This is a genomic window from Fibrisoma limi BUZ 3 (assembly GCF_000296815.2).
Lineage (GTDB): Bacteria > Bacteroidota > Bacteroidia > Cytophagales > Spirosomataceae > Fibrisoma > Fibrisoma limi.
The window spans coordinates 960,073-986,789 of record NZ_CAIT01000009.1 but is presented as its reverse complement, the minus strand read 5'-3'; the positions used below and the strand labels follow the sequence as shown (position 1 = coordinate 986,789).

17 protein-coding genes and 1 pseudogene are annotated in these 26,717 nt (G+C 46.6%); 8 read left to right on the top strand and 10 right to left on the bottom strand.

Annotation, left to right across the window (positions count from 1 at the left end; all coding sequences use genetic code 11):
* Position 1 precedes the first annotated feature (1 nt).
* The 5 genes and pseudogenes from BN8_RS23655 to BN8_RS32595 form a co-directional block, all read left to right on the top strand.
* Positions 2 to 985, top strand: coding sequence for a TRAFAC clade GTPase domain-containing protein (locus tag BN8_RS23655; protein ID WP_009284470.1), 984 nt, complete (start codon positions 2 to 4; stop codon positions 983 to 985).
* Positions 972 to 1,799: a TRAFAC clade GTPase domain-containing protein gene (locus BN8_RS23650; protein WP_009284469.1), complete on the top strand. Its 828-nt coding sequence runs from the start codon at positions 972 to 974 to the stop codon at positions 1,797 to 1,799. Before BN8_RS23655 ends, BN8_RS23650 begins: the two co-directional genes overlap by 14 nt.
* Positions 1,796 to 4,282 carry a GAP1-N1 domain-containing protein gene (locus tag BN8_RS23645; RefSeq protein ID WP_009284468.1) on the top strand — a complete coding sequence of 829 codons (2,487 nt, stop codon included), beginning with the start codon at positions 1,796 to 1,798 and terminating at the stop codon, positions 4,280 to 4,282. The genes BN8_RS23650 and BN8_RS23645 overlap by 4 nt, the downstream gene beginning before the upstream one ends.
* The gene (locus tag BN8_RS23640; RefSeq protein WP_009284467.1) at positions 4,279 to 5,307 is read left to right on the top strand and encodes a 5'-methylthioadenosine/S-adenosylhomocysteine nucleosidase family protein; all 1,029 of its coding nucleotides are present in this window, start codon (positions 4,279 to 4,281) and stop codon (positions 5,305 to 5,307) included. Before BN8_RS23645 ends, BN8_RS23640 begins: the two co-directional genes overlap by 4 nt.
* Positions 5,308 to 5,490: 183 nt before the next feature.
* A pseudogene (locus tag BN8_RS32595) lies at positions 5,491 to 5,942 on the top strand (transposase); the annotation flags it as partial.
* 637 nt (positions 5,943 to 6,579) lie between these two features.
* Here the strand turns inward: BN8_RS32595 and BN8_RS23630 are convergent.
* Together BN8_RS23630 and BN8_RS32040 are read right to left on the bottom strand one after the other, a co-directional pair.
* Positions 6,580 to 9,612 (bottom strand): Ig-like domain-containing protein, encoded by a 3,033-nt coding sequence (locus BN8_RS23630; protein ID WP_040006476.1) that lies wholly within the window; start codon positions 9,610 to 9,612, stop codon positions 6,580 to 6,582.
* A 382-nt stretch (positions 9,613 to 9,994) separates the two neighbouring features.
* Positions 9,995 to 10,582 carry a DUF4468 domain-containing protein gene (locus BN8_RS32040; RefSeq protein WP_009284464.1) on the bottom strand — a complete coding sequence of 196 codons (588 nt, stop codon included), beginning with the start codon at positions 10,580 to 10,582 and terminating at the stop codon, positions 9,995 to 9,997.
* Between the two features lie 347 nt (positions 10,583 to 10,929).
* Here BN8_RS32040 and BN8_RS32035 point away from each other — a divergent pair, with 347 nt between their 5' ends.
* On the top strand, positions 10,930 to 12,003 hold the full coding sequence (locus tag BN8_RS32035; RefSeq protein WP_009284463.1) for a trypsin-like serine peptidase: 1,074 nt from the start codon (positions 10,930 to 10,932) through the stop codon (positions 12,001 to 12,003).
* Positions 12,004 to 12,227: 224 nt separating this feature from the next.
* Here the strand turns inward: BN8_RS32035 and BN8_RS23615 are convergent, their stop codons facing one another.
* Together BN8_RS23615 and BN8_RS23610 are read right to left on the bottom strand one after the other, a co-directional pair.
* A complete protein-coding gene (locus BN8_RS23615; RefSeq protein WP_009284462.1) occupies positions 12,228 to 12,533 on the bottom strand; it encodes a hypothetical protein in 306 nt (101 codons plus the stop codon).
* 125 nt (positions 12,534 to 12,658) lie between these two features.
* The gene (locus tag BN8_RS23610) at positions 12,659 to 12,958 is read right to left on the bottom strand and encodes a hypothetical protein (protein ID WP_009284461.1); all 300 of its coding nucleotides are present in this window, start codon (positions 12,956 to 12,958) and stop codon (positions 12,659 to 12,661) included.
* Positions 12,959 to 13,114: 156 nt separating this feature from the next.
* On the opposite strand from BN8_RS23610, the gene BN8_RS23605 reads away from it, so the two are divergent.
* Entirely contained in the window at positions 13,115 to 14,395 is a 1,281-nt protein-coding gene (locus tag BN8_RS23605) for a Y-family DNA polymerase (RefSeq protein ID WP_009284460.1), read from the top strand.
* An 83-nt stretch (positions 14,396 to 14,478) separates the two neighbouring features.
* Here BN8_RS23605 and BN8_RS23600 read toward each other — a convergent pair whose 3' ends face one another.
* The 4 genes from BN8_RS23600 to BN8_RS23585 all read right to left on the bottom strand — a co-directional run bounded on the left by BN8_RS23600 (position 14,479) and on the right by BN8_RS23585 (position 19,518).
* The gene (locus BN8_RS23600) at positions 14,479 to 17,100 is read right to left on the bottom strand and encodes a T9SS type A sorting domain-containing protein (protein ID WP_009284459.1); all 2,622 of its coding nucleotides are present in this window, start codon (positions 17,098 to 17,100) and stop codon (positions 14,479 to 14,481) included.
* A gap of 405 nt (positions 17,101 to 17,505) precedes the next feature.
* The gene (locus tag BN8_RS23595) at positions 17,506 to 18,288 is read right to left on the bottom strand and encodes a sensor histidine kinase (protein WP_009284458.1); all 783 of its coding nucleotides are present in this window, start codon (positions 18,286 to 18,288) and stop codon (positions 17,506 to 17,508) included.
* Positions 18,278 to 18,934, bottom strand: a complete 657-nt coding sequence (locus tag BN8_RS23590; RefSeq protein ID WP_009284457.1) for a hypothetical protein — start codon at positions 18,932 to 18,934, stop codon at positions 18,278 to 18,280. Before BN8_RS23590 ends, BN8_RS23595 begins: the two co-directional genes overlap by 11 nt.
* Before the next feature lie 2 nt (positions 18,935 to 18,936).
* Complete coding sequence (locus tag BN8_RS23585) at positions 18,937 to 19,518, bottom strand: hypothetical protein (protein ID WP_192579088.1); 582 nt, start codon at positions 19,516 to 19,518, stop codon at positions 18,937 to 18,939.
* 461 nt (positions 19,519 to 19,979) lie between these two features.
* On the opposite strand from BN8_RS23585, the gene BN8_RS23580 reads away from it, so the two are divergent.
* Positions 19,980 to 22,244, top strand: a complete 2,265-nt coding sequence (locus BN8_RS23580; protein WP_009284456.1) for a T9SS type B sorting domain-containing protein — start codon at positions 19,980 to 19,982, stop codon at positions 22,242 to 22,244.
* A 1,092-nt stretch (positions 22,245 to 23,336) separates the two neighbouring features.
* On the opposite strand, the gene BN8_RS23575 is transcribed toward BN8_RS23580, so the two are convergent.
* Positions 23,337 to 23,837: a hypothetical protein gene (locus tag BN8_RS23575; RefSeq protein WP_009284455.1), complete on the bottom strand. Its 501-nt coding sequence runs from the start codon at positions 23,835 to 23,837 to the stop codon at positions 23,337 to 23,339.
* Between the two features lie 111 nt (positions 23,838 to 23,948).
* Positions 23,949 to 26,483 carry a DUF3987 domain-containing protein gene (locus tag BN8_RS32030; RefSeq protein ID WP_009284454.1) on the bottom strand — a complete coding sequence of 845 codons (2,535 nt, stop codon included), beginning with the start codon at positions 26,481 to 26,483 and terminating at the stop codon, positions 23,949 to 23,951.
* Between the last annotated feature and the right edge of the window lie 234 nt (positions 26,484 to 26,717).

The following is a 26,717-nucleotide window of genomic DNA, read 5'->3' as shown; positions in this document are numbered from 1 at the left end:
CATGGCAAAGCGAAGATGTAGCAAAGAAGGTTGCTATGCACCTGACCATTTCTGTCTTGAACTAGCTGGCCCACTGCATGAGCAATGCCAGTATTTTGAAAATGCAGGAGCCGCAGAAGTACCTGCTAAAACCACTAAAAAGTCGGCAACGGCTACGTCCATCCCGTGGACGGGGGAATGGTTGCGGCCCGAACAGCTTGACCTTCTGACGCACCGAGGTACCCCTAAGATTATCGGTTTGATAGGATCGTCCGGGGCGGGAAAGACCACCTACTTAGCTATGCTGTACTCGCTGTTGTTTAACGGCAAGCGTATCGAAAACTGGGATTTTGCCGGAAGTTATACATTGAATGGGTGGGAATTGCAGGCCAAAACGTTGCAGGTGCAGGAAGATGGCACGGTGCGAAATCCCGATGCTACGCCTTCCGACAAGGATTATTATAGCCTATATCACTTCGCGCTACGCTATAATAACTTTTTACATGACATTTTATTCGCTGACTCATCGGGCGAAGTATTTTCCAAATGGGCTGACAACGTGAATGACCCGGCTGCTGAGAATGCCCGCTGGATCTATGACAACGCCCATGCGTTCCTGTTATTTGTAGACTGCGAGGCAATCATACAGCAACGGGGCAGGGCGGGGCGTGACATAATTCAATTAGCCGAACAGGTGAAAAGTGGACTACGAGGTAGACCGGTGGTGATTGTATGGTCGAAAGCCGACCTAGCCCAGCAGATGCGTGAAAACATTGTAGAAACCATCAAACGAAGCCTGTCTGAAAACTTTCCCGGAGCCGTATCACTGGAGATCAGTAATTATTCGAAGTCCGACTCCGACCAGCTTTGTCACATAAATAATGTAGGCGTGACTAAAACAGTGCTCGACCAACTGGCCAACCCGCAGCCGCTGCACATTGCACCCGCAGCCATTCAAACAGACGATTTCTTCTTTTTATACCGAGGCAGCTATGGCAACAAATAACGAGATTTTGATCATTGGACCGCCTGGATCGGGGAAGACCACGTTTCTGGCCCAATTATATTTTCGCCTGGTTGATAAAAAAGGAAAGTTGCAACAGGCTTCCGCACCTGAAAATATCGATGGCATCAAAAGCGCCTACAGGCGATTAGCTAACGGGGAAGAAACGGAATCGACTCCTTCTACCGATAATTTGGAGGTCAAAATTCCGGTTATTTACGAAGGGCAGGAATTTGTGTTGCATTGCAAAGATTATGGCGGGGAGCAGGTACGCGATCTCGTGGCCCTAATGGAATACGACAAAACGTGGATTGATCGGGCGAAAACGAACGATAGGTGGATCCTCTTTATTCGCCCGTCTGAAATTGAACACCGCTTCGACCTAAGCAAGAAAGGGTATGCTGTAAAAGACCAAAAAGAAACAAAGGCTCCATCCTCCGGTACATCCGATCAATCCCAGTTCATCGAGCTATTGCAAGTGCTGCTGCACGCACGCGGCACAGGCATGAAAGACTCCATCGATACCCCACGGTTGCTCATTGCATTAACCTGTTGGGACGAACTGAACACTAATTTGAGACCGGAAGAAATCTTGCAACAGAAGATGCCGCTGTTCGCCCATTTCATTGCAGCCAACTGGTTGCCAGGAGCCTTTAATATAGTTGGAATTTCTGCTCAGGAGTTCCCGCTGAAAACTGACGAGGCCCGCGACAAATACCTGGACGAAATGCCTCAAAATTTTGGATTTCTGGTGCTGGACGATAATCCAAAAGAAAAAGACCTGACTCGGCTCATCGAGAAAGCTCTAAAACTATGATAGTTATTCACCAGGCTATATTTGGAGAAATATCGGGGAAAACCTCTGGACACAACCTACTGGCTGCTTCCGATGAAAAAAATGAGTTGTTTAGACGGGTAAGCGGTTACACCGATTTGGCCGACCGGCCAGAGGGAGGGGTTTTGCCTGGCCCAGTGGTACGAGGTTTCTTTGTCGAAAATCACTTTCTGCTGATTAAAACGTTTCCTGATAAAAGTCCGAAGCTGCGTTCAGGGCGAGTGTTTTCGCACGCCCTGTTTATCCCAAAAGCGGACCTGCACCAGGTGCACAACCTTAGTGACCTGTTTCAATATCACCTACCTACCATTAATAAAGAAGCAGAAATGCCCCTTCTGGAGTACCACTCACCAGAAGCTATGGCGGCAATTGGAGCAGTGGACGGAAGAGAAGTAGCCGCCACTAATGCTTTAATGCAAAACCAGCCATTTGTTTGGTTGGGGGAGGAAGGATACTGGGAATGGGTAGCCAGAATCTGGCCTCAGCTACCGTTTGAAGAAAAGCTAATGTTGAAAATTGGAGCGGCATTTAATCCATATTATGTCAAAAACGAATACCTCAACCTGCTATACATTCCTGAAGACGCTAAGACCCTGTGGGAAAGGTATTCATTTCGTATAGTCGATTTTAAAGAAACCGAACCTTTAAAGTCCACAGCCGCACACTGGCTGATGGGTAATATCAAGGAGGCTGTATCTCTACAAGTTTTGATTGACGACTTTGCCCCGAAAATCGAATCTATCGAAAAGCTCAACCAGCTTCAGGATTATGGTAAGACTTACCACCAAATAGACAAGAGTGAGTTAAACCAACTCTTAGTTTTGGCACATTTTATTTCCCAAGTTAGTCCTAATGAAAAGGTTGGCCTCGAAGGAAAAAATAGGTTGTTGACGTCAATTCTTCAAGCTATTCCCAATGCTCCGCTAAATATGTTCACGGCTCTTATGTATCAGAGCTGGAAAGGATTCCCGGATGCAATACCTTCAACTTCGGATGCGGTGTGTGACTGGCTTACTAATCATCTGCTTCAAGGAAAATATGCGAAGGAAGGTGGAGGTATTCTGGTGAAAGCTCTGTTAGCCGAAAATAGAAACTGGTGGACCAAAATAGTTTTGGACTATATAAATAACCGCCTGAAAAAACGACAGCCTAGCGATGCCCCAATCTTATGGCAATGGGTGCAAAACGAACCTGCGTTGATTGCCCAACACGCTTCCTGGTTGCCGGATGATGCTGAAAATGAGCTGACTCAAAAAATTTCAAAGCTAGAAACATCAGTAGCCGAAGCGGTGCTGCACATGGCCGAACAAAAGGGTTGGCTTGTGCTACATGCGAAAGTGGCAGCGCAGTGTTATTCTGCTGAAAAGGCCATCGAAGCACAGTTGCGTATAGACACAGATGAAGGTCATAACTCAGGGCTAGAGGCTTTGTCCGAAAGCATCAGCGCAAGCTCTTTTGTATCTGTAGCAGCCAACCAACCCGACGTTCGTTTGCACCGTATCGCTGGAAAATTAATTGCCAAAAACAGCAAGTTACTGAAGGACATCGACATTACCAGCGAAGGTTGGCAACAGTGCTGGAAAGCAGCCATTGAACAAGGCAGTGAAGTGTGGTCAGGCATTCCCAACCCACAGCACACCCTTTTCAAAATTCTTGATCACCTGCTAACGGGAAATGCTTTTAGCGAAACTCTGTTGAATGCCATAAGCATTGGAAAGTATAGCAGCCTGAAAGACTACCCCCAACGGGCGTCCATCTGGCTTAAGCTTCCCGAGAAAGCACGTACCGAGTTCATTGCAGCAACCCTTGTCGAACTAATTGATGAGCTTGCCACTAGTAAATTAAGCTACAACAACCTCGAATCTGAGTTGAAAAAGGGAGTGCAATCGCAAAAAGTGCAACAGCAGGTTATTAGCAGCAAAACCATTCCGCTCACAAAGAAACTACGGCTGTTCGATGTATTGCCCGGTTTGGGAGAAAATCACGCAGAGCAGTTGATACAGAACCATCACTTTTCATTAGCAGAAGCGGAGGAATTGGGTTGGCTTGTTTCTAAAAACAAATGGAAAACGGTACTTGACCAGCTGTACAACAATAGCATGCATAGAAATGACTTGGTTCCAGCTTTGTTAAAATCTAGCCACTTACTCGGCTTTTGGCAACGACTCAAACTTTCTGCCAGCGGATTGAAACGAGATGCTATTAGTTTAGAGGAATGGTGGAATGAGTTTTTGGAGATTGCTTCTAAACTGTTTCCCGGTGGCCCGGAACAAGATGGTCTTTGGGAAAGTGCAGGTGGTGACTTGTCGCAACTTTATACATCCGGCTCCGGTCGTGAAAAATGGAATCATGCTGTTCGAATATTGCGTAATAGTGGGTCACCCACAGTAAATAAGCTAGTCAAGAAAATGCGGGAAGCTTATGCAGGCAATGAAAAACTAAAGAATTTACAAGACATTTTATGAAGAAACCAATCCTTATCCTTACCGCGCTAGAAGTGGAGCGTCTCGCCATTGAGCAGTATTTAATAAACATTGAGCCATTAGCACACCCTGCAACCGGCACCGACTATACCAAAGGCACTTATAACTTCAACAATCAAACCCTTGAAGTAATCGTTGCCAGGACAGATCAAACCAACGTGAATGCAGCCATTGAAACCGAACGCGCCATCGCCCATTTTAATCCAGAATACGTCTTTTTTGCAGGTGTGGCCGGTGGATTGAAGGATGTAAAAGTCGGAGACATTGTCATAGGCCGGGACGTTTACGGCTACGAGCGAGGAAAGGCCGAAGGAAACAATTTTAAATCCCGGCCACAATTTGGTGCTTCCTCTTATGAGTTGGAAAGGCTGGCCGGTCAGTATGCAAAAAGCGAATCTTGGAAACAAACAACGGAGAAGCTACTGAACCCAGAATTTGCTCCCGTTATAGGCACCTACACCGGCACCATTGCTTCTGGTGAAAAGGTAGATGCTTCTATTGATTCAGACCTTCATCAATTCCTTAAACAAAATGCTAGCCATGCCCTAGCCATTGAAATGGAAGGCCTCGGTTTTCTGGAAGTCTGCCGCATGCGGCCCTTGGTTAAAACCCTGCTGCTTCGCGGCATTTCCGATCTTGTAGACAATAAAGGTCAAATGGACAGCAAAGGCTCCCAACCATATGCATCAGCCAACGTTGCCGCCTTCCTGTTCGGCCTGCTGGAGCAACTGGATTTTCCAGATGCCACTATAGAACGCACCCGAGAGCAAAAGCTAGTTGAAGTCATGTGTAAGCTTTATCCAGGAGGATTACGGGATAATCAAATATGGATAGCGGCAGGTGGAAACTTATCTCTAGTTAATCTAGGCCAGTCTGGTAAGGGGCAATGGGTCGAAGCTATCCGAATTTTAAAGTTAGGTGGAGGAGGTAATATAACTATGGACAGTTTGATCAAAACTGTCGCCGAAGAGTATGGAGAGAACAAAGATGTAAAAGACTTACTGTAGCTTGGATTTATTTCTTACACTTATAACTTCTTTTTTTCATAAGATGACTTGCCATTTTCTAATTCTATTATAAAACTTTTTGAAAGGTAGCATGCTACGACAGAGGTTTGCTACATTTATGAGAATGCCTACTAAACCGTGTCACAGGTGAATAAAGGGGTAAAACCTCTAACTTTCATCATCATGACCAACGAGAACGAGTTCGACTTTGGCGCCTTCAAACAAGCGGCTATCAAAAGCCTCTACGAAGGCAAACCTCTGACGTGCGAAAACGGCTTATTTGCTCCTTTACTTAAACACTTTTTAAAGTCCGCTTTGGAAGGGGGAATGGATGGCCAATTGGCGCAAACCCGACTTCCCGAGCAGAACCGCCGAAACGGCAAAACTACCAAGCAGGTTAAAAGTAGTGCTGGTCCTTTAGAGTTGCAGACGCCCCGCGACCGCACCGGTAGCTACCAACCCCAGATCGTTCCCAAACGACAGATTTTCCTCACGCCCCAACTCGAACAGAAGGTTTTATCGCTCTAAAGTGTAGGAAACAGCTACGCTGACATCAGCAAACACCTCTTGGAGATGTACAGCTATTCATTGTCTGACAGCGAAAAACGGCCATTACGGACAAATTCATCCCGGCTACAGCCAGGAATGGCACATGAAACAACGCTGGATGTCACCCCATTATACAACTAGGTAGCAGGAAATTCTTCGGGTAAAGTGAAAGCCCATCCTGAGCGAACGGGCTTTCTATAGGGTATACCTGTTTGCTTATTTACGTTGCAGAAGCTGATTAACCAGTTTTTTAAGCTGGTCTATCTCAGATTACTGTTGTTGATTGGCCCAAAGGGAACGCGTTAGGTTTTTATTTTATTCTTCTCCGTAGTTGGTCCATTGCCATATCGTAGAGGACGTATAGGGCAAATGCTATTGCGTACAGGCTACCTACGTTCTGATCAGCCGTGGTGTTTTGGAAGAAATTATCAAGCTCGTTCATTCTGGTCAGTTACTAATTTGGTTGAGTGACTGAATAAACCTGAACCTTTTGTGTCTAATATCTATAAGCCCGGTTTCCCTATTCAACGTTGTCTATGGTGCCATACCGATCTGGATAAATCAATACATAGCTTATTGATGTACGCAGGCGAGTAATGGATAACGTAGCTAATGAGCTGTAGTTTAAAACAAAAAACTTGTCGTGATTCGTCGTTAGATCTCTGACTAAAGATAAAGCCCGGCGACTGAGCAGCCGGGCTTCTACTTGCTGACATGTATGACTTACCGAATCAACACCTTCATCTGTTGACGTTCATGGGCCGTATGTACATCCAAAAAGAATATACCTCCACCTTGACCGACTGGCATACTTATCCGTTCGAACTCTTCGGCCCGATTGATGCGCTGCTGAGCAACGAGCTTACCTTGCGCGTCCACCAGTCTCAGTTCAACTAGCTGACCCGCTACACCTCGCACTTCCACCTCGACGTTTTTGCCCTCAACGGGGTTACCTAGCAACTTGACTTGTAAGCCACTACCCGCTTCAGCTATACCCTGACGAGCTCCGCAGGCTTGTACTGTTACTTGAACAGGACCTGATGAGATCACTCCACAGTCTCCGCTGATGCGCACATAGTAGCTCTGTGACTGGCTGACTTTAATCAGTTTCAGGCTGGCCGTGCTCGTGCCTGTTTGCTTGCTGGGGTTTTCAGCAAGTTTATTCTGGTTACTGATGCTACTTCTGAACCACTCGTACTTGAGATTACTGCCTGAAGCTTGCACTAATAAGGTAACATCACTGCCCGAGCATACACTCTGATTAGCCGGTGCGCTCACCAGCTGGGTAGTGGCGTTGACCGTCAGGGTGAAGCGAGTTGGCACACTTTCACAACCCGTTGAGGGGTCGAGTTGGCTGACCTGGTAGGCAAAGTTGCCTGGTTGGTTGAGTACGACCTGCGAACCAGCCAGGGTCTGTCCTTCAGCCGTAGCATAGCGCAGTTTGTAGCTGGAATTAGTCCTGTTGATAAACTGGCTTAGCTCCACTGGGCTCTCACTGGCACAGAACTGGCGCTTGGTGGATGTGGGAGCTGGAGCCACCGGACGCTGGTTAACCGTCAGTCGGGCTTCTGCTTGCTGACTTGTACAGCCCTCGGCTGACACTCTGACGATGTAGCGCCCCGCCTTACTTCCTTCGTTGACGCTGACATTATAGCTAGGAGTCGTAGCCAACACGGGTTGATTAGGATCGGCACTGTTCTTGAACCAGGCATAAGTCAGTCCTTGAGGGCCTGAAGCCTGCACAGCAAAGGTGGCGTCACTTCCTACGCAGGCAGTCTGGCTATCGGGAAATTGAGTGATAGTTAATTGTTTGAGAATCAGACTTACGCTTGGAGCCGGTGGACTCGTACATCCCTCGGTATTTTGACACCGAGCGGAGATTGAATAAGTTCCTGGTTGCGAAACGGTATAAACATTACCATCCGCTATGCCCCCAGTAGCTTGCCAACTGACGTTGCCTGTCAAACAGGAAGCGGTGACTGATAAAGGTGAGCCGCAACTAGCCGTAACCGAACTTGTTAGTGTAGGGGCTTGTGGAGTTTGTAGGCCAGTCACAGTGACAGTAGTAGTGCTCTTACAGCCGCTGGCCGATGCTGTGACGGTAAAGCTTTGAAGGCCTGTCTGGGTTATCGTAGCCGTCGTTGGGTTGGTAGTAGCATTGCTTAGCGTAGCCCCAGACGGTGAGTACCAATTATATATGATTGGCCCCGGTAATCCACTCGCCGTAGCCGATAATTTAGTTTCCTGACCCGTACAAATGTTAATAGGGGTGGCCGAAGCCGTTAGGGTCAGCTCCCCTGGAACGCCTTGGTACTCATAGGCGCCTAAATCAATTCGTCCTCCCTGTACCCGCGGATAATTTGCCAGATCAGTAGTTGTGCGGCCCGAACCGGTACCAGTATTAATGGCTGGTGAGCAGGCCAGTAGTTGCAGATTACCATTGGCAGCATCAACGAAGCGGGGATCAGTGGTCAAATTGTTTTGCCCCCTATATCCAATTACGGCAGGGTCCAACAGGCAGTAATTTACCTCCGTCAAGAGATCGACCATAATATTGCCCTCTGAGTTAAAGAAGGTACTTTCTCCGCCGTTGTTCCAAATGATTGAGTTGGTAAAACCAGCACTACCAAAGTCAGTGTTGTAAGCAATACTTCCTTGCTGGGCAACATTTTGATGGAAGCTACAGTTTTCAATTGTTAATTCAGCGCGGTTGTTATATGCAATGCCCCCCTGTGCCGCTGTGTTTTTCAATAAGGTACTATTGACTAGTAACACCCGACTATCATTTTCGGCATATACTACTCCGCCACTTCCAGTTGTAGTGTTATTGGTAAAACTACAGTCAATAGCCTCTGTGCTGCTAAAGAGAATGCTGTTAATCACGCCCCCCCGGTTGATGGCGGTGTTTCCCGCGAAACGGCAGCCGGTTAATCGCACAACACCATCGTACTGAATATGAATGGCGCCCCCCGCGTTTCTAGCCGAATTATTCTCAAAAGAACAACCTGTTAGAATATAACTGCTACTGCCTCCCCATATAGCGCCACCAAATTCCGCTGAGTTATCCTTAAATAAGCAGTTTATAGCTGATACATCGCCATCAATAGTACTAATAGCCCCCCCTGAGTTAGCAATAAAGCAACAGTTGGTGATTGTTGAACCCGATCTGGAATTATTTATCGCCGTAGCACTAAAGTTTATGAATTGGCAATTACTAATGGTCGGATTACTATAATCATTATTGTATATGCCATAGCCAGCAGCTGTTAGAACAAAACCGTCTAATATGGCTGTTTGATCAACATACTGAGCGGACCCGTTAACGTAGACAGGATTCATTACAACTGAATTACTGTTATCCGTTGTGATTCCAGGTACGCCAATATCTCCACTAAGCGTTGTAGCCGAAGGCTGGGTTAGGGTGATAGCCGGGCGTTGATCTAAAAACCTTTCTTCACCCGCAAAGCCACCGTAAATGGCTACCCCACTTTTTAAATGAAACGAAAGGTTTCGATCAGTGCCTAACGTTGGTTTATATACGCCCTGAGCCACCCAGACCTGTTCTACTCCTGTGGCATCAATCATAGCCTGGAGGTCACCGGATGCTTGTTGCCAGCTTGAACCATCGCCCGTCCCCCCTGGCTTCACATAACGAATTGATTGAGCGTATCCGGTCAGTGTAGCCAGTAGCAATGTCAAAAAAAGAATCTTGAAGCGCCACACATGGCACACTTTAACTGGTAGAAGGTAAACCATAACGAATTGGTTATAATGAAAATATGATTACTGAAGTATGGATTAATCTTAAGGCATCCTTTTGCTGATACAAACTTGATGTTCGTATAAACGGAGTCAGTTAAAAACAAATCTTACATGGCCGGTACCCCATCCCCCTTGCTTCGCTTACTGCAACCCGGCTTACTCCGGATCGGCACCTGGCCAGGCCATGACATTCATAGCTGTGGTAGGCATAAGCTGACCGGCTGCCACAGATAAGAACGGTGGCTACAGCAGGCTTTAGCTTGTGCTTTCTATGACCTGAATGTTGAGCAGGGGCCGGTTGCCAGAGGGTAATCAGCAAAAGACCTGCAAACAAACGATGAGCGTATGTCATGGTGCAAAAGGAAAAAACCTGTCCTTATCGCTCACTTACAGTTGATACTGGATGGACTTCGCCAGCAATGAACTCCGCTAAATCGGCTAGTATACCTTTGGCACGCTTGTCTAGCAATTTGAGCTGTTCCTTTTGCTTTTTAATCGTCACGCTGGTGTGGCGCATCTCCAGAGGGTGAGGACCAACCTGCCCATTCATGCGAAAGTTGGTCAAGGTAACCCGATACTGGTTATCGTAGCATTCAATGGTAGCTGCGTAGTCAATACCTGGGACTAATATAACTGAGCGCTTGGTGGTAATTTGTGTTGGCAGTAAACTGCCGGTTGTGATCAAGTCACCGGTTACGTTATCACTCAATGATAGGGCTAATTTAGGATCACCAATATTGAAAGCTGCCCACCGACGGGCCTGCCGAAAAACCTCTCCTCTACTGGTATTGGGTACAGCACGTACCTCAATATACGCTCCCTTACTATATTGAACCGGGACGATGCCAAGTAATTTGCCGTTTTCTATCTCAGTCGGTATATATCGGCCGCAACTGCTGACTAGGATCATGCTGATTGAGATGCAGATAGGGAGCAAGCGATAAAAGTAAAACTGTGTTTTCATCGGGTGTTTGGTTACGATGGTTAATTGGGGCTACCTACAAAAAGTAAGTGCCTGATCAGCCTTTTTCTGAAAGTATATTTGTAACTAATCAGAGGTGTCCCTAATCGTGGTGCAATGTTGAGCATTTCAATAAACACCCGCTTACAATTTTGGGACAATCTCTTTTGATTTTGGGCCGCATGTAACTAATTCAAGAACAAATTGAGTGGACGGTCTACCATAACTGGTAAAACAGCGGAATGATACGGGGAAAACCCGTTGCTTTAGGGAAGCATAGCTACTACCTTTCGTTTATCCAGCTTTTGTCAGGTAGATAACACGTATCTTAATTAGAGACAAAACTGACAATGGCAGAGGAACAAAACCCACCTTCGGAGCGAGAAAAGTGGGAAACTGAAAAAGCGTTTCGAGATAGAGAGTTGACTTTAAAGGAGCGGGAGCAGGCAGTAAAAGAGGCTGAGCTTAAACTTAAAACCAATGATGCGACAACATCAGCATGGCGTAACCCTGTTGTAGTGGCAATATTAACAGCAGCAATGGCAGCCGCTGGTAACGCTATAGTAAGCAGTATCAATGGTAGTGAGCAACGGATCCTAGAAAAACAGCGGTCTGAGCAAACCCGAATATTAGAGATGATTAAAACTGGCAATCCTGACAAAGCTGCCGAGAATTTAAAGTTTTTGTTAGAAGCTGGCTTAATCACTGATCAATCGGTAAAAGACAGTCTTAGACGATATCTTGCCGAACGCAGACCTGGCAGTGGGCCAACCCTGCCTTCAGAATTTGGCAAGCTAACACCTGGCATAATAGGAAACGATGATGCAATCAGTGCTGACACGTTACCACCTGGCGTACTAAAGAAAGCATCTGAGTCAGTGGGCCAACTTTTATTTTATGATAAAGCTGGTAAACAGATTTCTCAATCAACAGCCTTTTTAGTAAGTGAAAATCTGCTACTTACCCTAGATTTTGGCAGTGAACTGCCAGCAAGTACCATAAAATTTAGAATGAACAACGGAGGTAAATTGACTAGTTATAATGTCATTCTACCGGCAGTGGAACAAGCCCGAACAGGTTCTGAACTAAGGCATTTGCTGTTGCGTGTGAGAGGTAATCCAGGAGCGAAACACGGCTTCCTAAATCTATCAACACGGGCTCCACGTATTGATGAATCATTGTCCATCATCATGTTTCGGGCTGATACACGCAAATTTGTTGTAACTCAGACAGCCGATTGTAAGGTACAGAAAATTGATTCTAATTTTCTGTATCATTTGTGTGATACTGGTCCAGGCAGCGCCGGGGCAGTGCTGCTTTCAGCGAATGGAAGCAGAGTCATTGGTATTCATGTCGGGGCTGATCGGTCAGGAAAATATGCCGTCCGGGCTGACGTTATCCGAAGGCAGAGTAAAATATTATGAAAAGTACCGAAGGCTTTCTCGCTGTCAAAAACGCCATAGGCCAATCCGATCACATCTGTTTCACTAACTCTTGAATGGGGTACCGGAAATCGGCTGCGTCGTCGACTAAATATAGATGTAGTGGAGCGGTCATAGACTACGTTCGCTGAGTAGCGGATTAACCGACGTCCGCAAGCAGTTGTTAGGCCATCGGATACCTGTTTCCGGCTTGAATACTGTAGCGTTCACCGATGATGGATCGCCAGATTTCGCGCCAACCAACCGAACGGCCGAATCAGCAACCGCAACAGCGGCCTAACTAGGCTTACTCCGACTGATTTGCGAATAGCCAGATCGGCCAGGGTGTTGTTTGCTAGCTTAAAGTATAGAATTTCCTCATCCTCGGCCCGAACAATGACGAGCGCATCGCTGGGGGTTACATGTCCCGACCGAATCAGTCCGGCCAGGTGGCTTTTAGCCTCTGCTAAAGAGTTGGTATAAGTAAACGTGGGTCGCTGACCATTGTAGTGGATAGCAATAAACTGAGACATTCGTTGGCTTTTCGTTCTACTACAAAGTAAAGTTGGGTATTCAAAATGGAGGTTAATAAGCAGTTAATTGACAAGCGTATACTTGTTAAATGGTGATTAGAGCCCATCACATTGTATATACTAACTTAATAAACTGTGATAATTGCCAACGGCTCATTTGGTTGTAACACAAGTTGCCCAGTTTTCTCCTCGTACGCCACAACTAGCCGGTTTACAGTCTCCAGCTCAAAGGCCCACTCCTCACCGTACATCGCGATAAAGTCCTGCCTGGCCGTCTCGTATAAAGCAATAGCAAAGTCGGCCAGCGAATCAATACCCGATCGCAGCAGCCGATCTCCGTTGATATGCCGCTCAGCCGCTGCCATCGCATAGTTCTCTATGCTGGTGCGAGCATCCCGTAGCGGTCTCAAAACAAATTGTGCCATCTCAAACCTACATCGTTTTACGCCCTCCTATGCGTAATAAAACAATCTCCTATATAATATAATTGTATTATATAGCATAAATCCATACTATCGCGGAATAGCAGCCCATCATGCGTCTGATAACCGCTGAGAGGCACGTAATAAACCAGCCAGGCGATGATTGGATTAGTCGATGTCAACAATATGTACGTGAGCTGTGAACGCAGCTTTAACCCCTCGCTCAATGGCGTTCCCGTCGTCGTGCTTTCCAACAACGACGGGGCTATCATTGCCCGCTCCAATGAGGCTAAAGCGCTTGGTATCAAGATGGGCGTACCTTACTTTATGGTCAAAGAGCTACTGGACGCTCATCAGGTCCGCATCTTCAGTTCCAACTACGCCCTCTACCACGATATGTCCACCCGCTTTTATAGCGCCCTGCATCGCTTTGTGGAGCACGTAGAGATCAATTCCATCGATGAGGCTTTTATCAGTCTGGACGGTTACCAATCGGTTTACCCTGATCTGGACGATCTGGCCCGGCACATGAAAGCCAAGATCCACCAATGGACACGGCTGCCGGTGGCTATTGGACTGGCACCGACCAAGACACTGGCCAAGGTAGCTAACTACTACGCCAAGCGACAGGAATCGGCCCGGGGTGTTGTGGTGCTGTCGGGTGAGCAGCAGATACGGGCGGCTCTGGAAGACTTACCCGTAAGTGAACTCTGGGGTGTGGGTAGCCGTCTGGCCGCAAAGCTCAGACAGTGCGACGTCAAAACCGCCTGGCAGCTTCGTAATGCGCCCGACGACTTCATTCGTGATCTGATGACCGTAAACGGGCTGAGGTTAGCCTATGAACTACGCGGGCAACGCTGTAAACTGCTGGAGGTGGAAACGCCCGCCAAGAAAGCTATATGCTCGGCCCCTTCGTTTGGGGACCTGATTCCAGACCGTAAGCTGATTCAGGAGGCTCTAACTACCCACCTCGCCCGAGCTACCGAGAAGCTACGTAAACAGCACTCAGCCGCTGGCGTAGTCACCGTCTTTCTGCACACCAACAAACACCTCAAGTCCCCCAACGGTGAACCGGCTAAGTACTACTCAGGCACTCGAACGGCTGTGTTGCCCCATCCGACGACCAGTCATACCGAACTAGCCCGCTACGCGCTGGCCTTGCTGGAATCGATCTATAAGCCGGGTTACCGCTATCAGAAGGTAGGGGTGATGCTCAGTGATCTGGTAGCGGATGATTTCAAGCAGGAGGGAATCTTTAACGAGGGCCCTGATCCCAAGCTGGCAAAGCTGGCCAAGGTTGTGGATCAGCTCAACTACAAACACGGCCGGGATAAGGTACGGCTGGCCGTGCAGGGTTATAGCCCTGAGTGGCACATGAAGCAGCAGTTGATGTCACCCCGTTATACAACAAGATGGAAGGATATTCTCAAAGCGACATAAATTGATTTAAGTAAGAAAACAAAGGCTTAGAGATAGAACTAAGCCTTTGTTTTAAAGCTGCGCATCTATTCTATGCATCTTGATTAATCAGTAACAACCAGCCTTTTAGTTTCGACCGGCTTGCCTGGAACATGGATTTTAATTAAGTACATTCCAGGTGCAATACTCCGATTATCAACATTTAACATTAAATTGACCTCTCCAGAAGTTGATCGTCCCGACAGTTTTTTTAGAGAGTACCCGAACAAATTGAGTACTTCAGCTTCGACTATAGCATTAGGAATTGCGTTCACTTTAATATTAATACTACTTTGGCTTAAGCTGGCTGGATTAGGATATATATTTACAACTTGACTTGATTCTTGCTGCCGAGCAGCTTGGCGAGCCCGTACTTTTTTATTTAATGCAACTAAGTTGGCTTGAGCCGCTGGCCGCTTTCGAAGGTGAAAATGAGTTGTATGTCCCATATCACGTTGAATAATATTGGTTACTGGGCTACCATTGACAGTTGCATCTTTAATTGTTTGCCAAAATGTATCAGTCGGCGTTTTTTCAAAGGCGACGAAGATTGCTTGAGCATCACTTCCAGCGGGTGTTTTGAGGAAATCAATAAATTGTTGGGCAACGGCAGCATTACGAGCATTATACCCCGCAAAATAACCATCTATATCTAATCCGTCCCTATGCGAGCCATGGGGAGGAAATACATTTCCATTCATATTGCTGATGTCATTGTAACTCCAGTTTGCGGGTAACGAACTTACATAAGTTATCATACTAGGCAAGCCCCACATATCTCCGCCTTCATTGGCATCATCATCAGTAGAATAACGAGGTAGGTTTCTGGCGAGCATCATATTAGCAAATGAGCCATAATCTACTGACACTGCTTGTGTACTTTTCTCTGTTTCAACTCGTAACTTCAGTAATACCTGTCCATCAGCATTAAGCGGGGCACGTGAAGGGAGATTAAACAGCAACCTATTGGTCGTAATTTCGACTTTCTCATCTTCGCCGAATGTCTGAAACAGAATAGACTGCGCCGTTTCATGAAGGTTAGCGGAATTTATTAGAGTTTGCCCCTGATAAACTTGTAATTGCAACGATGTTATTTTGTCTTCTGCTGGCCCTTCTACTGTAATCTGTCCATAAACCGGCACAAAGCCCTCAAAATAAGAGTGGTTGTCAATACTTAGATGACTTAAAGTATGAGTGCGGTCAGGATCTATTAGTTTTTTCTTAGTGATTGTCACCTGACGCTCTTCTACGAAATCAATCACTATATATGAATCATATAAACCATCTGCAACGTTAGCTACCTCGGCATCAATATGCACAACATCGCCTTCGACAGAAACCGGGAGAGATAGTTCACGAAAAGCGGTGGCCCCGGAGCTATATTCAAAAGCACCCAAACCTAGTCCGTTCATTGTCTTTTGCTCTGACTGGTTAGCTTTACCCTTTTCACTGCGAATAGCAATTGAGTAATAGTCATTGTATTGGGACCCAAAGTAACCACCCGGTACTTCAGACGTAATAAACTGATAGCGTACAGTAACGTTCTTGGTCCCCTTTTTAGTAATAAAAGTTCTTGAAACGTTTTGAGGCCCCTCTCCAGCAGTACTCACCTTCATATCCTGATTACTGGCAGTAATACTAAACTGCTGTGCATTTGCCTCTTGATGGGGAATGATTGTCACTGGAGCTGTACCTATATCCCACCCTTGAGTACCAAGACTAAAATCATTGTTATTAATAGGGTTAGGAGTTTTTATTGGCGTTAACCGGACAGTAACCCCAGCACCTCCTACCGTACCTGCTACTCCAAATAAGTTGTCTGAGGTGGAAGCTGTAACAATTAGCGTTCGATTTGGAATGTTAGGAAATACAACACTACCATTAACTGTCTTTCCTTCAGCAACCACTATTTCATCATCGCTAAGTACTACTTTAACTGAAGCATCATTGACCGGATTGTTAGCCTGGTTTATTGCGTTTACAACTAATGATTGAGAACCAGACCAAAGCTTGTATGTGCCTTCAATTCCTAATCCCTGTTTATCGACTGTATGAAAGAAAAAATTATTAAACCCTTCTTTGAGCGACAACCCGAAGGAAATAGAATTAGGAGTTATTGAGAGATTTTTAGTTGGAACAAAATCTCCATTTATGTAAGTAGACAAATCGGTTGGGTCATTAGAAAATTGCGCCCCCGTCAGATTTAGAGTAACTTGAACCTCTGCGGGATTAAACTTAGTTTCATCAACTCCCAAAACAGTAACTACGCCAGGTGAAGCTTCTATAGAATCAGGAAGAGTAGGTGGAGTTGCCGGACCTACTGCGCGCACCGTTAGTAAATTACCTGTTGCCAAGGGATCAACTCGGCACTCGGCTGGTCGTACACTGCTAACTTTTATTTGATACAGTTTATTTTGAGGGGCATTTGAAGGCATCACCAATGAGGCTGGTGAAGCTGTTATTGTTGATGAAGAAACTACCGCAAGTGAGCCAGTCTGAATGAAGTCAATTTTAAACTTTGTCTCTGGACATTTAAAGTTTTTAGCATCGAAGGAAACTAAAAATGTAGCTCCTGGTGGAACTTCAGCAGGTGAAGTGGTAGCCCCTACCACTTTTACGTTTTGAATCGTTTGGCCCCAAAGAGTTTGACAAAAAACAGTGAGGACAACAAGTAATAACTTTTTCATGTGGATAGATAATTGAATGTTAGCCTTTATGATACAACTAGAAAAGATAACTCTCTACAAAATAAGTTAAAAGCAGAGGGTTACAGCAGGGGAATTTCCCCCTTTTTTTTGCCAGTTACAGATATAATAGTTTATGAATCATTGGTATAGAAATACATATACTAATTCATTAAAACAAAAATGGCCTGACGCATCACGTCGGGCCATTGGGTATCCCACCGTACATCCTATGATTGGATGTATTTGTGCAAACCTACAGGTTGATCAGCGTTGAAGCATTAAGCCTAAATTAAATATGACGGTTAAGTCCAAAACGAACCACTAGTACGTTCGCTCAGGTGATGTATAGCCGCTTTCGCTGGGTGAGAATGCAGGGTTTGTGGAAGCATTGTACAACTAAGCCGCTTAAAGCGGCAGACTGATCAAGACTGAGGTACCGCCACCAGCCGCGGTTTGATAGGTGCACAAGCCGCCAATAAGCTCTACTCGACGATTGATGTTACGTAGGCCGGCCCCTGATTGGCCTAGCTCCTGCTGTAAAACCTGCTCATAGTCAAACCCTATCCCATCATCTTCTACTCTGAACTCAGCTGCCGTAGGTAGGTAGTGAACGCTCAACAGAATCCGTTTAGCCTGGGAGTGTTTCAGCGCGTTATTTAATAGCTCCTGTAGCACCCGAAACAGCACCATCTCACGCTGAACCCCTAACGACACGGGCGTACCAGTGGTGAATAGCTCAATCGTAAAGCGACGGGCTTTCTGGATCCGGGCTACCTCATGGGTTAGCGTTTGAACCAGGCCGAACTCCTCGATGAAGCTACTGTCCAGACTTTTGGACAAAGCTCGTACGTCATTAATAGCTTTGTCGACTACCTGACGTGTCGTTTGTACAAGTTCCAGGGCTTCACCCGCATCGACTGCCTCTTCTAAAGCGCCTAAATAAAGAGTGGTTACCGAGAGCAGTTGGCCAATGTTGTCATGCAACTCCTGGCCAATTTCCTGAAGTGTCGTGTTTTGAATCTCAACCTGCGCCTTAAGAATTTCCTGTTCGTAAGCTGCTTTAAGACGTTGCTTCTCTTTATAGTTTTGAAGTTGGCGCTTTTGAAACAGAAGGGCGAAACTTGTAATGAACACTGCGAGTAGTAAGAAGACCACTGTAGCTATTACTGGCAGAAAATTAATATCCATCTATATGGGTCTTGAGCCTCTGGGTAGACAAGACAAAAGCAGCTCCAAAAGCAATACTCATAACAATGTTTAACACATAATTAAGTTGATAAAGAGCTAACGCTAAATACTTTGCAGAGGCATATATCTGGTGAAAGAAGCCGGTCGCAATCAGATTTCCGGTCGTGTAAAAAAGAATACCGGTAGCTATCCAAAACAAAGGCTCTTCTATCAGAATAAGTACTTCTTTACCGAAAAGAATATCTCTGAAATATAATAAGACAACGAAAAGTGCACATGGCCCCTGTATCAGAAAGACATCGTCAGAGGCGGTTAAATCATCTAAGTTGAATACTATTTGGTAAACGGCAAATAGCCCCACTACACCGAGCATTATTAGTTGAGTGATGTAGCGAAAGGATTTTTTGGGGGCATTTTGGTTGAATATGTATACATAAACAGCGAAGGCTATAGTATGTATTAAACAATAGAAAAGCTCAATCACTACTGTTTGATCTTCGCCTAACTGTTCTAAACCAAGATCAACCGACACCATAAACACCCAATAGATAACCAATGCCCTAATGGGGGCTAAGTTTATCTGCCTGAAGCAAACTAAGCCGACGACTGCAGACGTTACATAAAACAGTTTAAGTATCACCAGCATAGTTATAGTAACTCGTCACCTTGACAGTCTGGACGACAAGAAAGATGTAATTTATTCGGTAAAGCATCAAAGTTTAACCGAATTCTGTTAAGGCGATAGATGCCAAACTGTAAACTGTCCTGTAAATAAGCGGTGGGATGACGAAAGTCAGCATTAGTATTCGACTCAAACTGTATCTTACCAAAAGTAAGCAGGTATACATGTTTTGACTCAGAACCATTCTTCTCAACACCTACGTGGAGCCTATATCCATCAAAGCGACCTGAGTCAGGCTCAATCAATGAAAAGTCAGGCACTTTGTTATTAAAAAATTTTTGAAAGCTAGCATCTGTCAGTTCGTCTATTGAAAGCGCTATACTGGCTAATCGGCGCTTAGGGTTAAGATGATCCAAGGCCGCTTGGCTACCAAACAGCCGTCTGATTGTCGCTGTATCAGCTTCATCATATTGGTTACGAAAGTGCATGGCTTTCTTGTATTGGACAACATCCAGTGGCAATTCGGTTGCAGGTTCTTTTTTACACGCTTGCATTAGAACCGTTAGTGTGAGCCATGTAACTAGGGGAAGGAAAGTATATGTTTTCAAGGGTACAGAATTTAGTGGTGAAAAAAGGGTATACAAAGCTGTTTTTACGTATTCAGTATAAAAGTCCGTTTTGATAAATTTAATAGCCCAAATCTATTGACGTACATGAGGCTTTAACAGGGGGAAATTCCCGTATCTGAAAGGGCTTTTCACTGAGTCCGCTCCTCATCGACAACCTAATCAGCCCATAAAGCGACAAACACCTTTATCAGCTCAGCGTGATAGCGCTAAGCGAACTTTACTGAGTTTACCAGCCTAAAAACACTTTCAGCTAAATTCCCCTCACAACGAATCGCGTTACACAAGGGCCGTGTTTTACCCCCGCAGCAATCGAAATTACGGCTAGCGGATGATCTTTGCTAGAGCAAAAAACTGAGCGTCTGCGAGCAAGATAGTATTATTAGCGGGCTGGCCAAAAAGCATTTATTTAGTATTTTGTGCCTTGTTATCCACGCGAATCCATGCTACGACTTCTCCTCGCCCAACTCCTGATGGGGCTAGCCATTTCCGTCAGTTCAGCCCAAACAATCAAAGTAGCCAGTATTCACCATAGCCGGTTGGATGCCGGTTCAGATGACAAGGGGTATACGCTCAATGGCGCAACCATGATCAAGACGGCCCTGCCTAAACTAACAAATACGGCGAACTTCGGACCGGGCGGCAAAGTGCCGTATTCACTGAGCATCACGCACACATTCACCGCATCGGGGTCCATCACCGCCACCTCACTAGCACCGTTTGACATTCTGTTCATTGGACCCACCTTTGGCGGATCATTTCCAGTCACCCAAGCCGAACAAATAGCGATTAAGGCCTGGTCCGCTCAACCCGGTAAGGTGGTTATCCTGGCTGAACAGCCGGCGAACTACCCAGTCACCGCTTACTATGGGTATACTTTACGGGAAGGGAATACGGATCCGACTACTGTACGGCCAGGGGATTCGGTCACCAAGTTGTTTACGGGTGTATTCGGGGAGGCCACATCGATGACACAGGGCGGAACCTCACAAGGCTACTTTTCCACCGATTGCTTTTCGACCGTTATTGCCACCAATGCAGACGATAAGCCGACGATCATCTTTGCCTCCGCTACGCGTGATGTATTGATTGCCGACACCGACTTTTTTACGATTGTCGGCAACACTATGAGCGAAGGGCCGGTAATTGACCCCACCAATGATACCGACAAGTTCTGGGGTAATTTATGGGCATGGGCGGTGAACGAAGTGGTCAAACCAGGGGCCGTTTCCAATCCGGTGGCAGCCAGTGTCACGCCGGCCTGTAGCGGCACGAACGGTACCATCACCTTTACCTCACCGGTTGGTAACACCAGCGATGGGCAGGCCTATCAGTATTCGATCAACGGCTCTACGTATCAAACCAACCCAACATTTACCAACGTGCCGACGGGCACTTACACGATTTCTAGTCGTACCTCGTCCGCCTGCCCGGTTACCTCGGGCGGCACCGTTACCGTTAAAGGCCCACCGGATGCGCCGGGCTTAGGGGCTCTGATACAACCTGGCTGTGGAGCCACAACGGGTACAATCAGCCTGACAGGCTTGCCCGCATCAGGTAATTACGTCTTAACCCGAACGCCCGGGGGGCTCATCCCTTCGGCCACCAGTGGCACGACGTATACCGACAAAGAGGTTGGCCAGGGAGGATACTCCTATATGGTAACCAACGCCGATGGCTGTAGTTCGCCCGCCAGCGCCCTGATTAACATCGTGGCGTCACAAGCCCCGCAAATCTTGCGTGTTCAACTCCAGCTGCCCAGTTGTGGCAAAGCAAACGGAGAGGTGATCGTAACAGCTCGTGGGGAAGGTTCATTAACCTACTCCCTGGACGGAATTAACTTCTCCAGTCAGCCCGTGTTTAAGAACCTTACCCCAGCGAAGTACTTACTCACCGTCAGAGATGCCAATAGCTGTAGCAGTACCCAAGCGCTTGAGCTTATTCAACCGCCCCTTCCGAGTATTGCTGCGGTGAACGTAGTAGTCACCTCCTGCGGGGGGGCCAACGGAGCCATCAGTCTAACGGTAACCGGTGGTGTAAAGCCGCTTGGCTACAGTTTGGATAGCACCACTTTTCAGCCTAACGGCTCATTTACGAACTTACGATCGGGTACATACCGAGCGATTGTCAAAGATTCGGTCGGTTGTACCAGTGGGGTGACTATACCTATAGCCCCAAGTCAATCGCCCACCATCGATTCGGTACGAACGTCCCAAACCGCGTGTGGTGAACAGACCGGCGAGTTGACGATGTATGCAAGGGCTGCCTCAGCCATGATGTATTCGCTGGATTCTGTTTACTTTCAGAATCAGCCCTTCTTTGCTCGTTTAAAGGCCGATCGATATGCGGTGTACGTGAAAGATGCTCTGGGGTGCATCACAAAGACGATGGCACAGGTTGAAGAGGATTGTAGTGCTTCGGTAAGTATGCCTTCGGCTTTTAGTCCTAATCAGGATGGGTTGAACAATAACTGGACGATTCATTTCAGGCCAGCTAGGGTAACGATTATGAACCTGACGATCTTTAATCGTTGGGGCGAAGTAGTCTATAATCGAAAGGAGTTTGAGCTAAGCAGCGGAGACCCCCTCTGGGATGGGACTATCAATGGGCAAATCGCGCCGGCTGGGGTGTTTGCTTATCATCTTGACGTACAGTTTGATCCTCAACGGCTAAGTAGGTATTCAGGTACCGTCCAACTGATACGCTAATTTAACCATGTTAATCGATAGTAAAGAAACTTGTCCACGCTTTTGTCTACTGCAAGGATTCATCGTATAGCAGATCAGGAAAAGAATTGTCAGGTTTGACGGCACGAGTTTAATCGGTTTTTTAATTTACTATAATCGAGGTACATATATTTAAGCTAGCTTACCACTCTTCTCTCGCCTTGTGCCAGTACCAAGCCTGTTAGCTACCAATCAGGTTGGTAGTGCTACCCGTTTCAAAATAAATTCCTTCTGTTGGGACAATGATTAACGGTGTGATGGGTACCCTATGTCATTATTAGGCGCAGGTAGCGGGGGAGGTCAAAAACGCCCGGCCTCGGCTCGGCTCGGGTAGGGAGTAGTTCAGAGCAAGGCTGACGGTAAAACGCAGTTCAATCAATTAGTGGCTGCTTGTTCTGTTTTAGCTCAATTAAGACGTATTGAATTTAGTAAGTCGCTAGCTTGTGTTCTGAAAGAGATCAACTTTTCACATATTTATAAAAGGTAAATATACTAAAGTGTGAATACTCAACTCAACATACGGTTCTTATTATATTGTAAATCAATAAGATAGGAATTGGCTCAAAACGATTATTCGTTTACTAGTGTATAAATTTCTACACTTTTAAGGGTACCTCTATTTCGTAGCACATGCATATTATAGTCGGCCACCGTTTTAGTGGGTAGGAATCAATGAGGCCAAAATAGCGGAGCAAATTGCTTAATGGTTGAAGATTTGCTGCCCCCGGCTCGCTTCGGCTCATAATAACATCAGCGTAGGACTCGAACAACTTGCCAGGTTAGATGAATCCAGTCAACGAAAACCTCAATGTGGAAAAGCTTAAAATCAGAACTGGAGATCGGAAGTACTTAAACGCTTTACATTCATAACACAAATGAAATGATTCGCTCAGTAACCGTTCATGGAATGAGACTGAACGGTTAGCGTTCTCAGTATAGAAGTAGATATAGGTTACTGTTGACTGATAAACGATTGTAGAGCCAAATTACTGTCAGCCTCTGCTCGCTTCTAAGCTGACGTGACCGTCTAGTGGGAGGTCACTCATGAAGCTTACCTGTCACAGCATGGTTTATTTACAGAAAGATGCTCGACTCCTTACGGGCGGCTTTGCTCTGCTGCAAGGCGATGGCCCACTGAGGGAAGCAGGGTAACCGTAGACGAGGCAACTGGGCTAATCGATCGCGGGCTTTAAGAAAGGCCAAGGTTTTCTCAGGGGCCGGCACTAGCAGCAACCGGAGAGGTTGATAGGGGGTTATGTCCTGGCTGTTCTGCCGGATGAGGAGCATGAAGGGCTGGTTGTCAAGAGATAAAAACTCGTGGTGGGTATTCCGTAAGCCTGGAGTACGGTTCAGATCGGTATAGAACAGAAAATGTCCCTTGTCCGAGCGGGCTTTGATTCCCCAAAACTTGTGGTGGTGATAGGGCTGGCCAATCCGGCGAATTACCTCCAGGTAAGGCGGCAGTAGCGGGTGCTGGCCTGAACGATTCGTTCTAAAATGTAGGTCCACTACCGGACTCCAGTCATAATCTGCAAATATAGTTTTGTCGGTTTTGTCAATAAGCTCTGGATGCATTTTTGTAACATTTAAATATTAGCTTCTGTGATACACAGCCTTTTTGCTTACATCTTTCAGTATTGCACTGACAAAACCGACAAAAGTATTTTCGTCAGTTTAGTCAGTGGGTCAACCACGCGTTTTCAATAAAATTTTAGGGTGTATTTTGTAAGATGGAGCCTCTGGTCTGCCTGTCTTATTATAGGTTGCAACAATTTCTTTTAACCATTGCCGATTGACTAGCTCTTGTAATGCGGCCTCCACTGCCTCGGCGCTAGTCAGGTGCATCCACCCCTTCCGTTGTACATCGCGGGCTTTGAACCCGTCGCTTAAGTCACCCGCTTTCAGGTGTTTGAGCAGTTCTTTGGCCGATTCAATGCTAGCCGTATCCAGCAGCCCATAGATACGCCGAGCATGGCTTTGCAGATAAATGCACCAGTTCACTGCCATTCGAACGGCCTGAGCCGAAACTAATTTAGACGATGCCGTTGACGAATCCTCTTCCACACAGGAAATCAGATGAAAAATAAGGGCCACGCTAGCAATTAGAGAGGGGTATTTTGCAAAGTGTTCCAGCAAAAGCCCCGTTTCATTGGGAAGTACGTTGGTTTCCCAATTGATATACCACTCTTTGAATATCTCCTGAGCTTCGTTGTCGAAATGCGTGTACGGGTACCGATTGTATTCGTCAGCCTCATATCCGTACTTGGTTAGATCACTAATGGCAAGTTGTTGAACTACCTTGTAGGCTATATCACGGGCCTGTTTATCGGGATATTCATCCGTATATTCCCACTGGGGCTTGTCCGGATAAACGGCTAGCTGCAGACGTTGTACGAAGCCATCATTATCGAAGCCGGTAGCGGCCTGTAGATACCCTAAAAGCTTCGCCGGTTGTATGCCTCCGAATAAGCTAACGCATAAATGGGGGACGTGTATAGTACCTCGGCCAATCCGATCTGACGTATATAGTCCGTAACCGTTCCAGGCCTCCAGGTAAAACGCCCGGTCCTGTTCCCGGCCCAATCGGTCCCACCCTGCGAGTAGCCCCGTCAGTTCGTCACGCTCGATGAGCAACCCGGTTGGGTTATCATTAAGTAATTCAGCCAACTTTTCAACGGTGACGTCGTTACTCCAGTACCGTTTTTCGGTTGGCTTTTGGGGTTCTGTGGGGTAAGCAATGAAGGTTTTGACTGGCTTCCCACTTAGCCGGTCTTGCTCCTGCTTTTGATAAATTTTTTTCTGCATTTCGTATTGAAGGTGTTGAGCCTCGTATTCCTGCAGGCGTTGCTTGTGGTCCTCAGCGGCTTGCCGGGCCAGCTGCTTTAGGGGTTTAAAAACCTCACTAACTGAGGGCGTTTTCTTCGTGGAAGGGTCTCCGATAACGGCCCCCCACAGATTAGGTACTACCGTCCAGTTATCTTTCTGTTTAGGTTTAATGGCGAGCCGGGTCCCAATCAGAGAAGAAATCATTACGATTGCGGCTGAGGCTACATAGTCCAGCGGGCACTTCATTCGATTCGCTATATCGGTTAACCACGGCCGTAATTTTTCAGGAATGCTAGAGGGGGGTACTGACAAAACCGACAAAAGTGGTGTTGTTAAGAGTTCGGGTTCTGGCCAATCTTCCTGTCTATCATCGTCTGTTGTCTGTTCGTATCTTGCAGAGCCCTCCTTTTGTGGCCATGAATGCGGTTTACCTAGTACCTCATCAACCATGTGAAAGAAGGTACCAATGTTGACTTGTCCACTGCGGTTACGTAGCAGTTCACTAAACTTGGCTTCTGTTTCCTGATAGCTATATTTTGGGTGCAGCCGACTGGCTTCGTGAAAGCCAGACCGGCCTTCTTCCCCTAAACTAGCGAAGGCCAACCCTATCTTGACCCAATCTTCGTAGTTCGCCGTCAGGTCAGTGTTAGTGTGATGAAGCCGCGTTAAGTATTCGTTGATACGGCAGTAGGTATCATCTTCCGGAAGGGCCTGCTTTTTCAGTCGGCCTCCTGGTTCTTCGTGTGTAGGCTGAGGTGGTAGACAATACTCCTCCAGCAGGGGAATCACCTCACTTTTGGGATTATAATAAGCGTCGGGTGCATAGGGCAAAAAACATAGCCGGTCCACGTTGCAACCACTGGCGTCAATCTGTGGCTTTGTACCCTTTGTAACATCTTGTTTTCGTGTCAGTCCATAACTGTCATGTAAGTAATCGGAAAGCTGCCGAAAAAACAGTTTGTGTTCATCAACGTGGTTGATGTCAATCTTTACAACCCATTTTATTCCGTTTCCTGAGGGGCTCACAAACGTGATGTGAGTGAATACATCGGTACAAAGTTGGTTGAAGAGTTTAGTCACTTGATCCCCGTTCAAGCCGTCCACGTCCATGCAGATCAATCCGCTATGCTGCTCCAGATCCTGCGCCTTCTTCCCGCCTTTGAACGTGCCGGACCAGGTGACACCCCAGAAATGTCCTGGCTCAACTAACCGACCTTCGCTATCGCGCTTACCCGCTTTGTACGCTTGGGCTGCTTCTGCATCGGAAAACGTACGCAGGAGTTTGGTTTCATGCTCGAACCTTGAACGCATTACCACCAGCACGGCACTAGCTGGGTAATCACCCTTATAGGATGCGGGTGCAACATTTTCGAAAATGCTAACTTTTGGTGTCATGTCGCGTTAAGTGAGTTTTAAACCGCTCCTGCCAGAGCAGGCGCTGCGGAGTGAGGCCTAGGTCGGTCTCATCCCGGTCAGGCTCGCAAGCTGGCGGGGTCGTTGTCAGGCTATCTTGGTAAATTTTTTGTTCTTTTAGAAAATCCTCTGATGCCTCCGAAATGTCAATGTAAATGGGCCGCTCACTTCGCTGGTCGTAACTTTTGACGGAGGAATAAACTGCCGTTTGGGGCC

Bases quoted from the DNA above. Each gene is read 5' to 3' on its own strand.
- BN8_RS23630 (WP_040006476.1), bottom strand. From the start codon at position 9,612: ATGGTTTACCTTCTACCAGTTAAAGTGTGCCATGTGTGGCGCTTCAAG.
- BN8_RS23615 (WP_009284462.1), bottom strand. From the start codon at position 12,533: ATGTCTCAGTTTATTGCTATCCACTACAATGGTCAGCGACCCACGTTT.
- BN8_RS23655 (WP_009284470.1), top strand. From the start codon at position 2: ATGGCAAAGCGAAGATGTAGCAAAGAAGGTTGCTATGCACCTGACCAT.
- BN8_RS23595 (WP_009284458.1), bottom strand. From the start codon at position 18,288: ATGGATATTAATTTTCTGCCAGTAATAGCTACAGTGGTCTTCTTACTA.
- BN8_RS23575 (WP_009284455.1), bottom strand. From the start codon at position 23,837: ATGCATCCAGAGCTTATTGACAAAACCGACAAAACTATATTTGCAGAT.
- BN8_RS23605 (WP_009284460.1), top strand. From the start codon at position 13,115: ATGATTGGATTAGTCGATGTCAACAATATGTACGTGAGCTGTGAACGC.
- BN8_RS32035 (WP_009284463.1), top strand. From the start codon at position 10,930: ATGGCAGAGGAACAAAACCCACCTTCGGAGCGAGAAAAGTGGGAAACT.
- BN8_RS23610 (WP_009284461.1), bottom strand. From the start codon at position 12,958: ATGGCACAATTTGTTTTGAGACCGCTACGGGATGCTCGCACCAGCATA.
- BN8_RS23580 (WP_009284456.1), top strand. From the start codon at position 19,980: ATGCTACGACTTCTCCTCGCCCAACTCCTGATGGGGCTAGCCATTTCC.
- BN8_RS23600 (WP_009284459.1), bottom strand. From the start codon at position 17,100: ATGAAAAAGTTATTACTTGTTGTCCTCACTGTTTTTTGTCAAACTCTT.
- BN8_RS32040 (WP_009284464.1), bottom strand. From the start codon at position 10,582: ATGAAAACACAGTTTTACTTTTATCGCTTGCTCCCTATCTGCATCTCA.
- BN8_RS23640 (WP_009284467.1), top strand. From the start codon at position 4,279: ATGAAGAAACCAATCCTTATCCTTACCGCGCTAGAAGTGGAGCGTCTC.
- BN8_RS23645 (WP_009284468.1), top strand. From the start codon at position 1,796: ATGATAGTTATTCACCAGGCTATATTTGGAGAAATATCGGGGAAAACC.
- BN8_RS32030 (WP_009284454.1), bottom strand. From the start codon at position 26,483: ATGACACCAAAAGTTAGCATTTTCGAAAATGTTGCACCCGCATCCTAT.
- BN8_RS23590 (WP_009284457.1), bottom strand. From the start codon at position 18,934: ATGCTGGTGATACTTAAACTGTTTTATGTAACGTCTGCAGTCGTCGGC.
- BN8_RS23650 (WP_009284469.1), top strand. From the start codon at position 972: ATGGCAACAAATAACGAGATTTTGATCATTGGACCGCCTGGATCGGGG.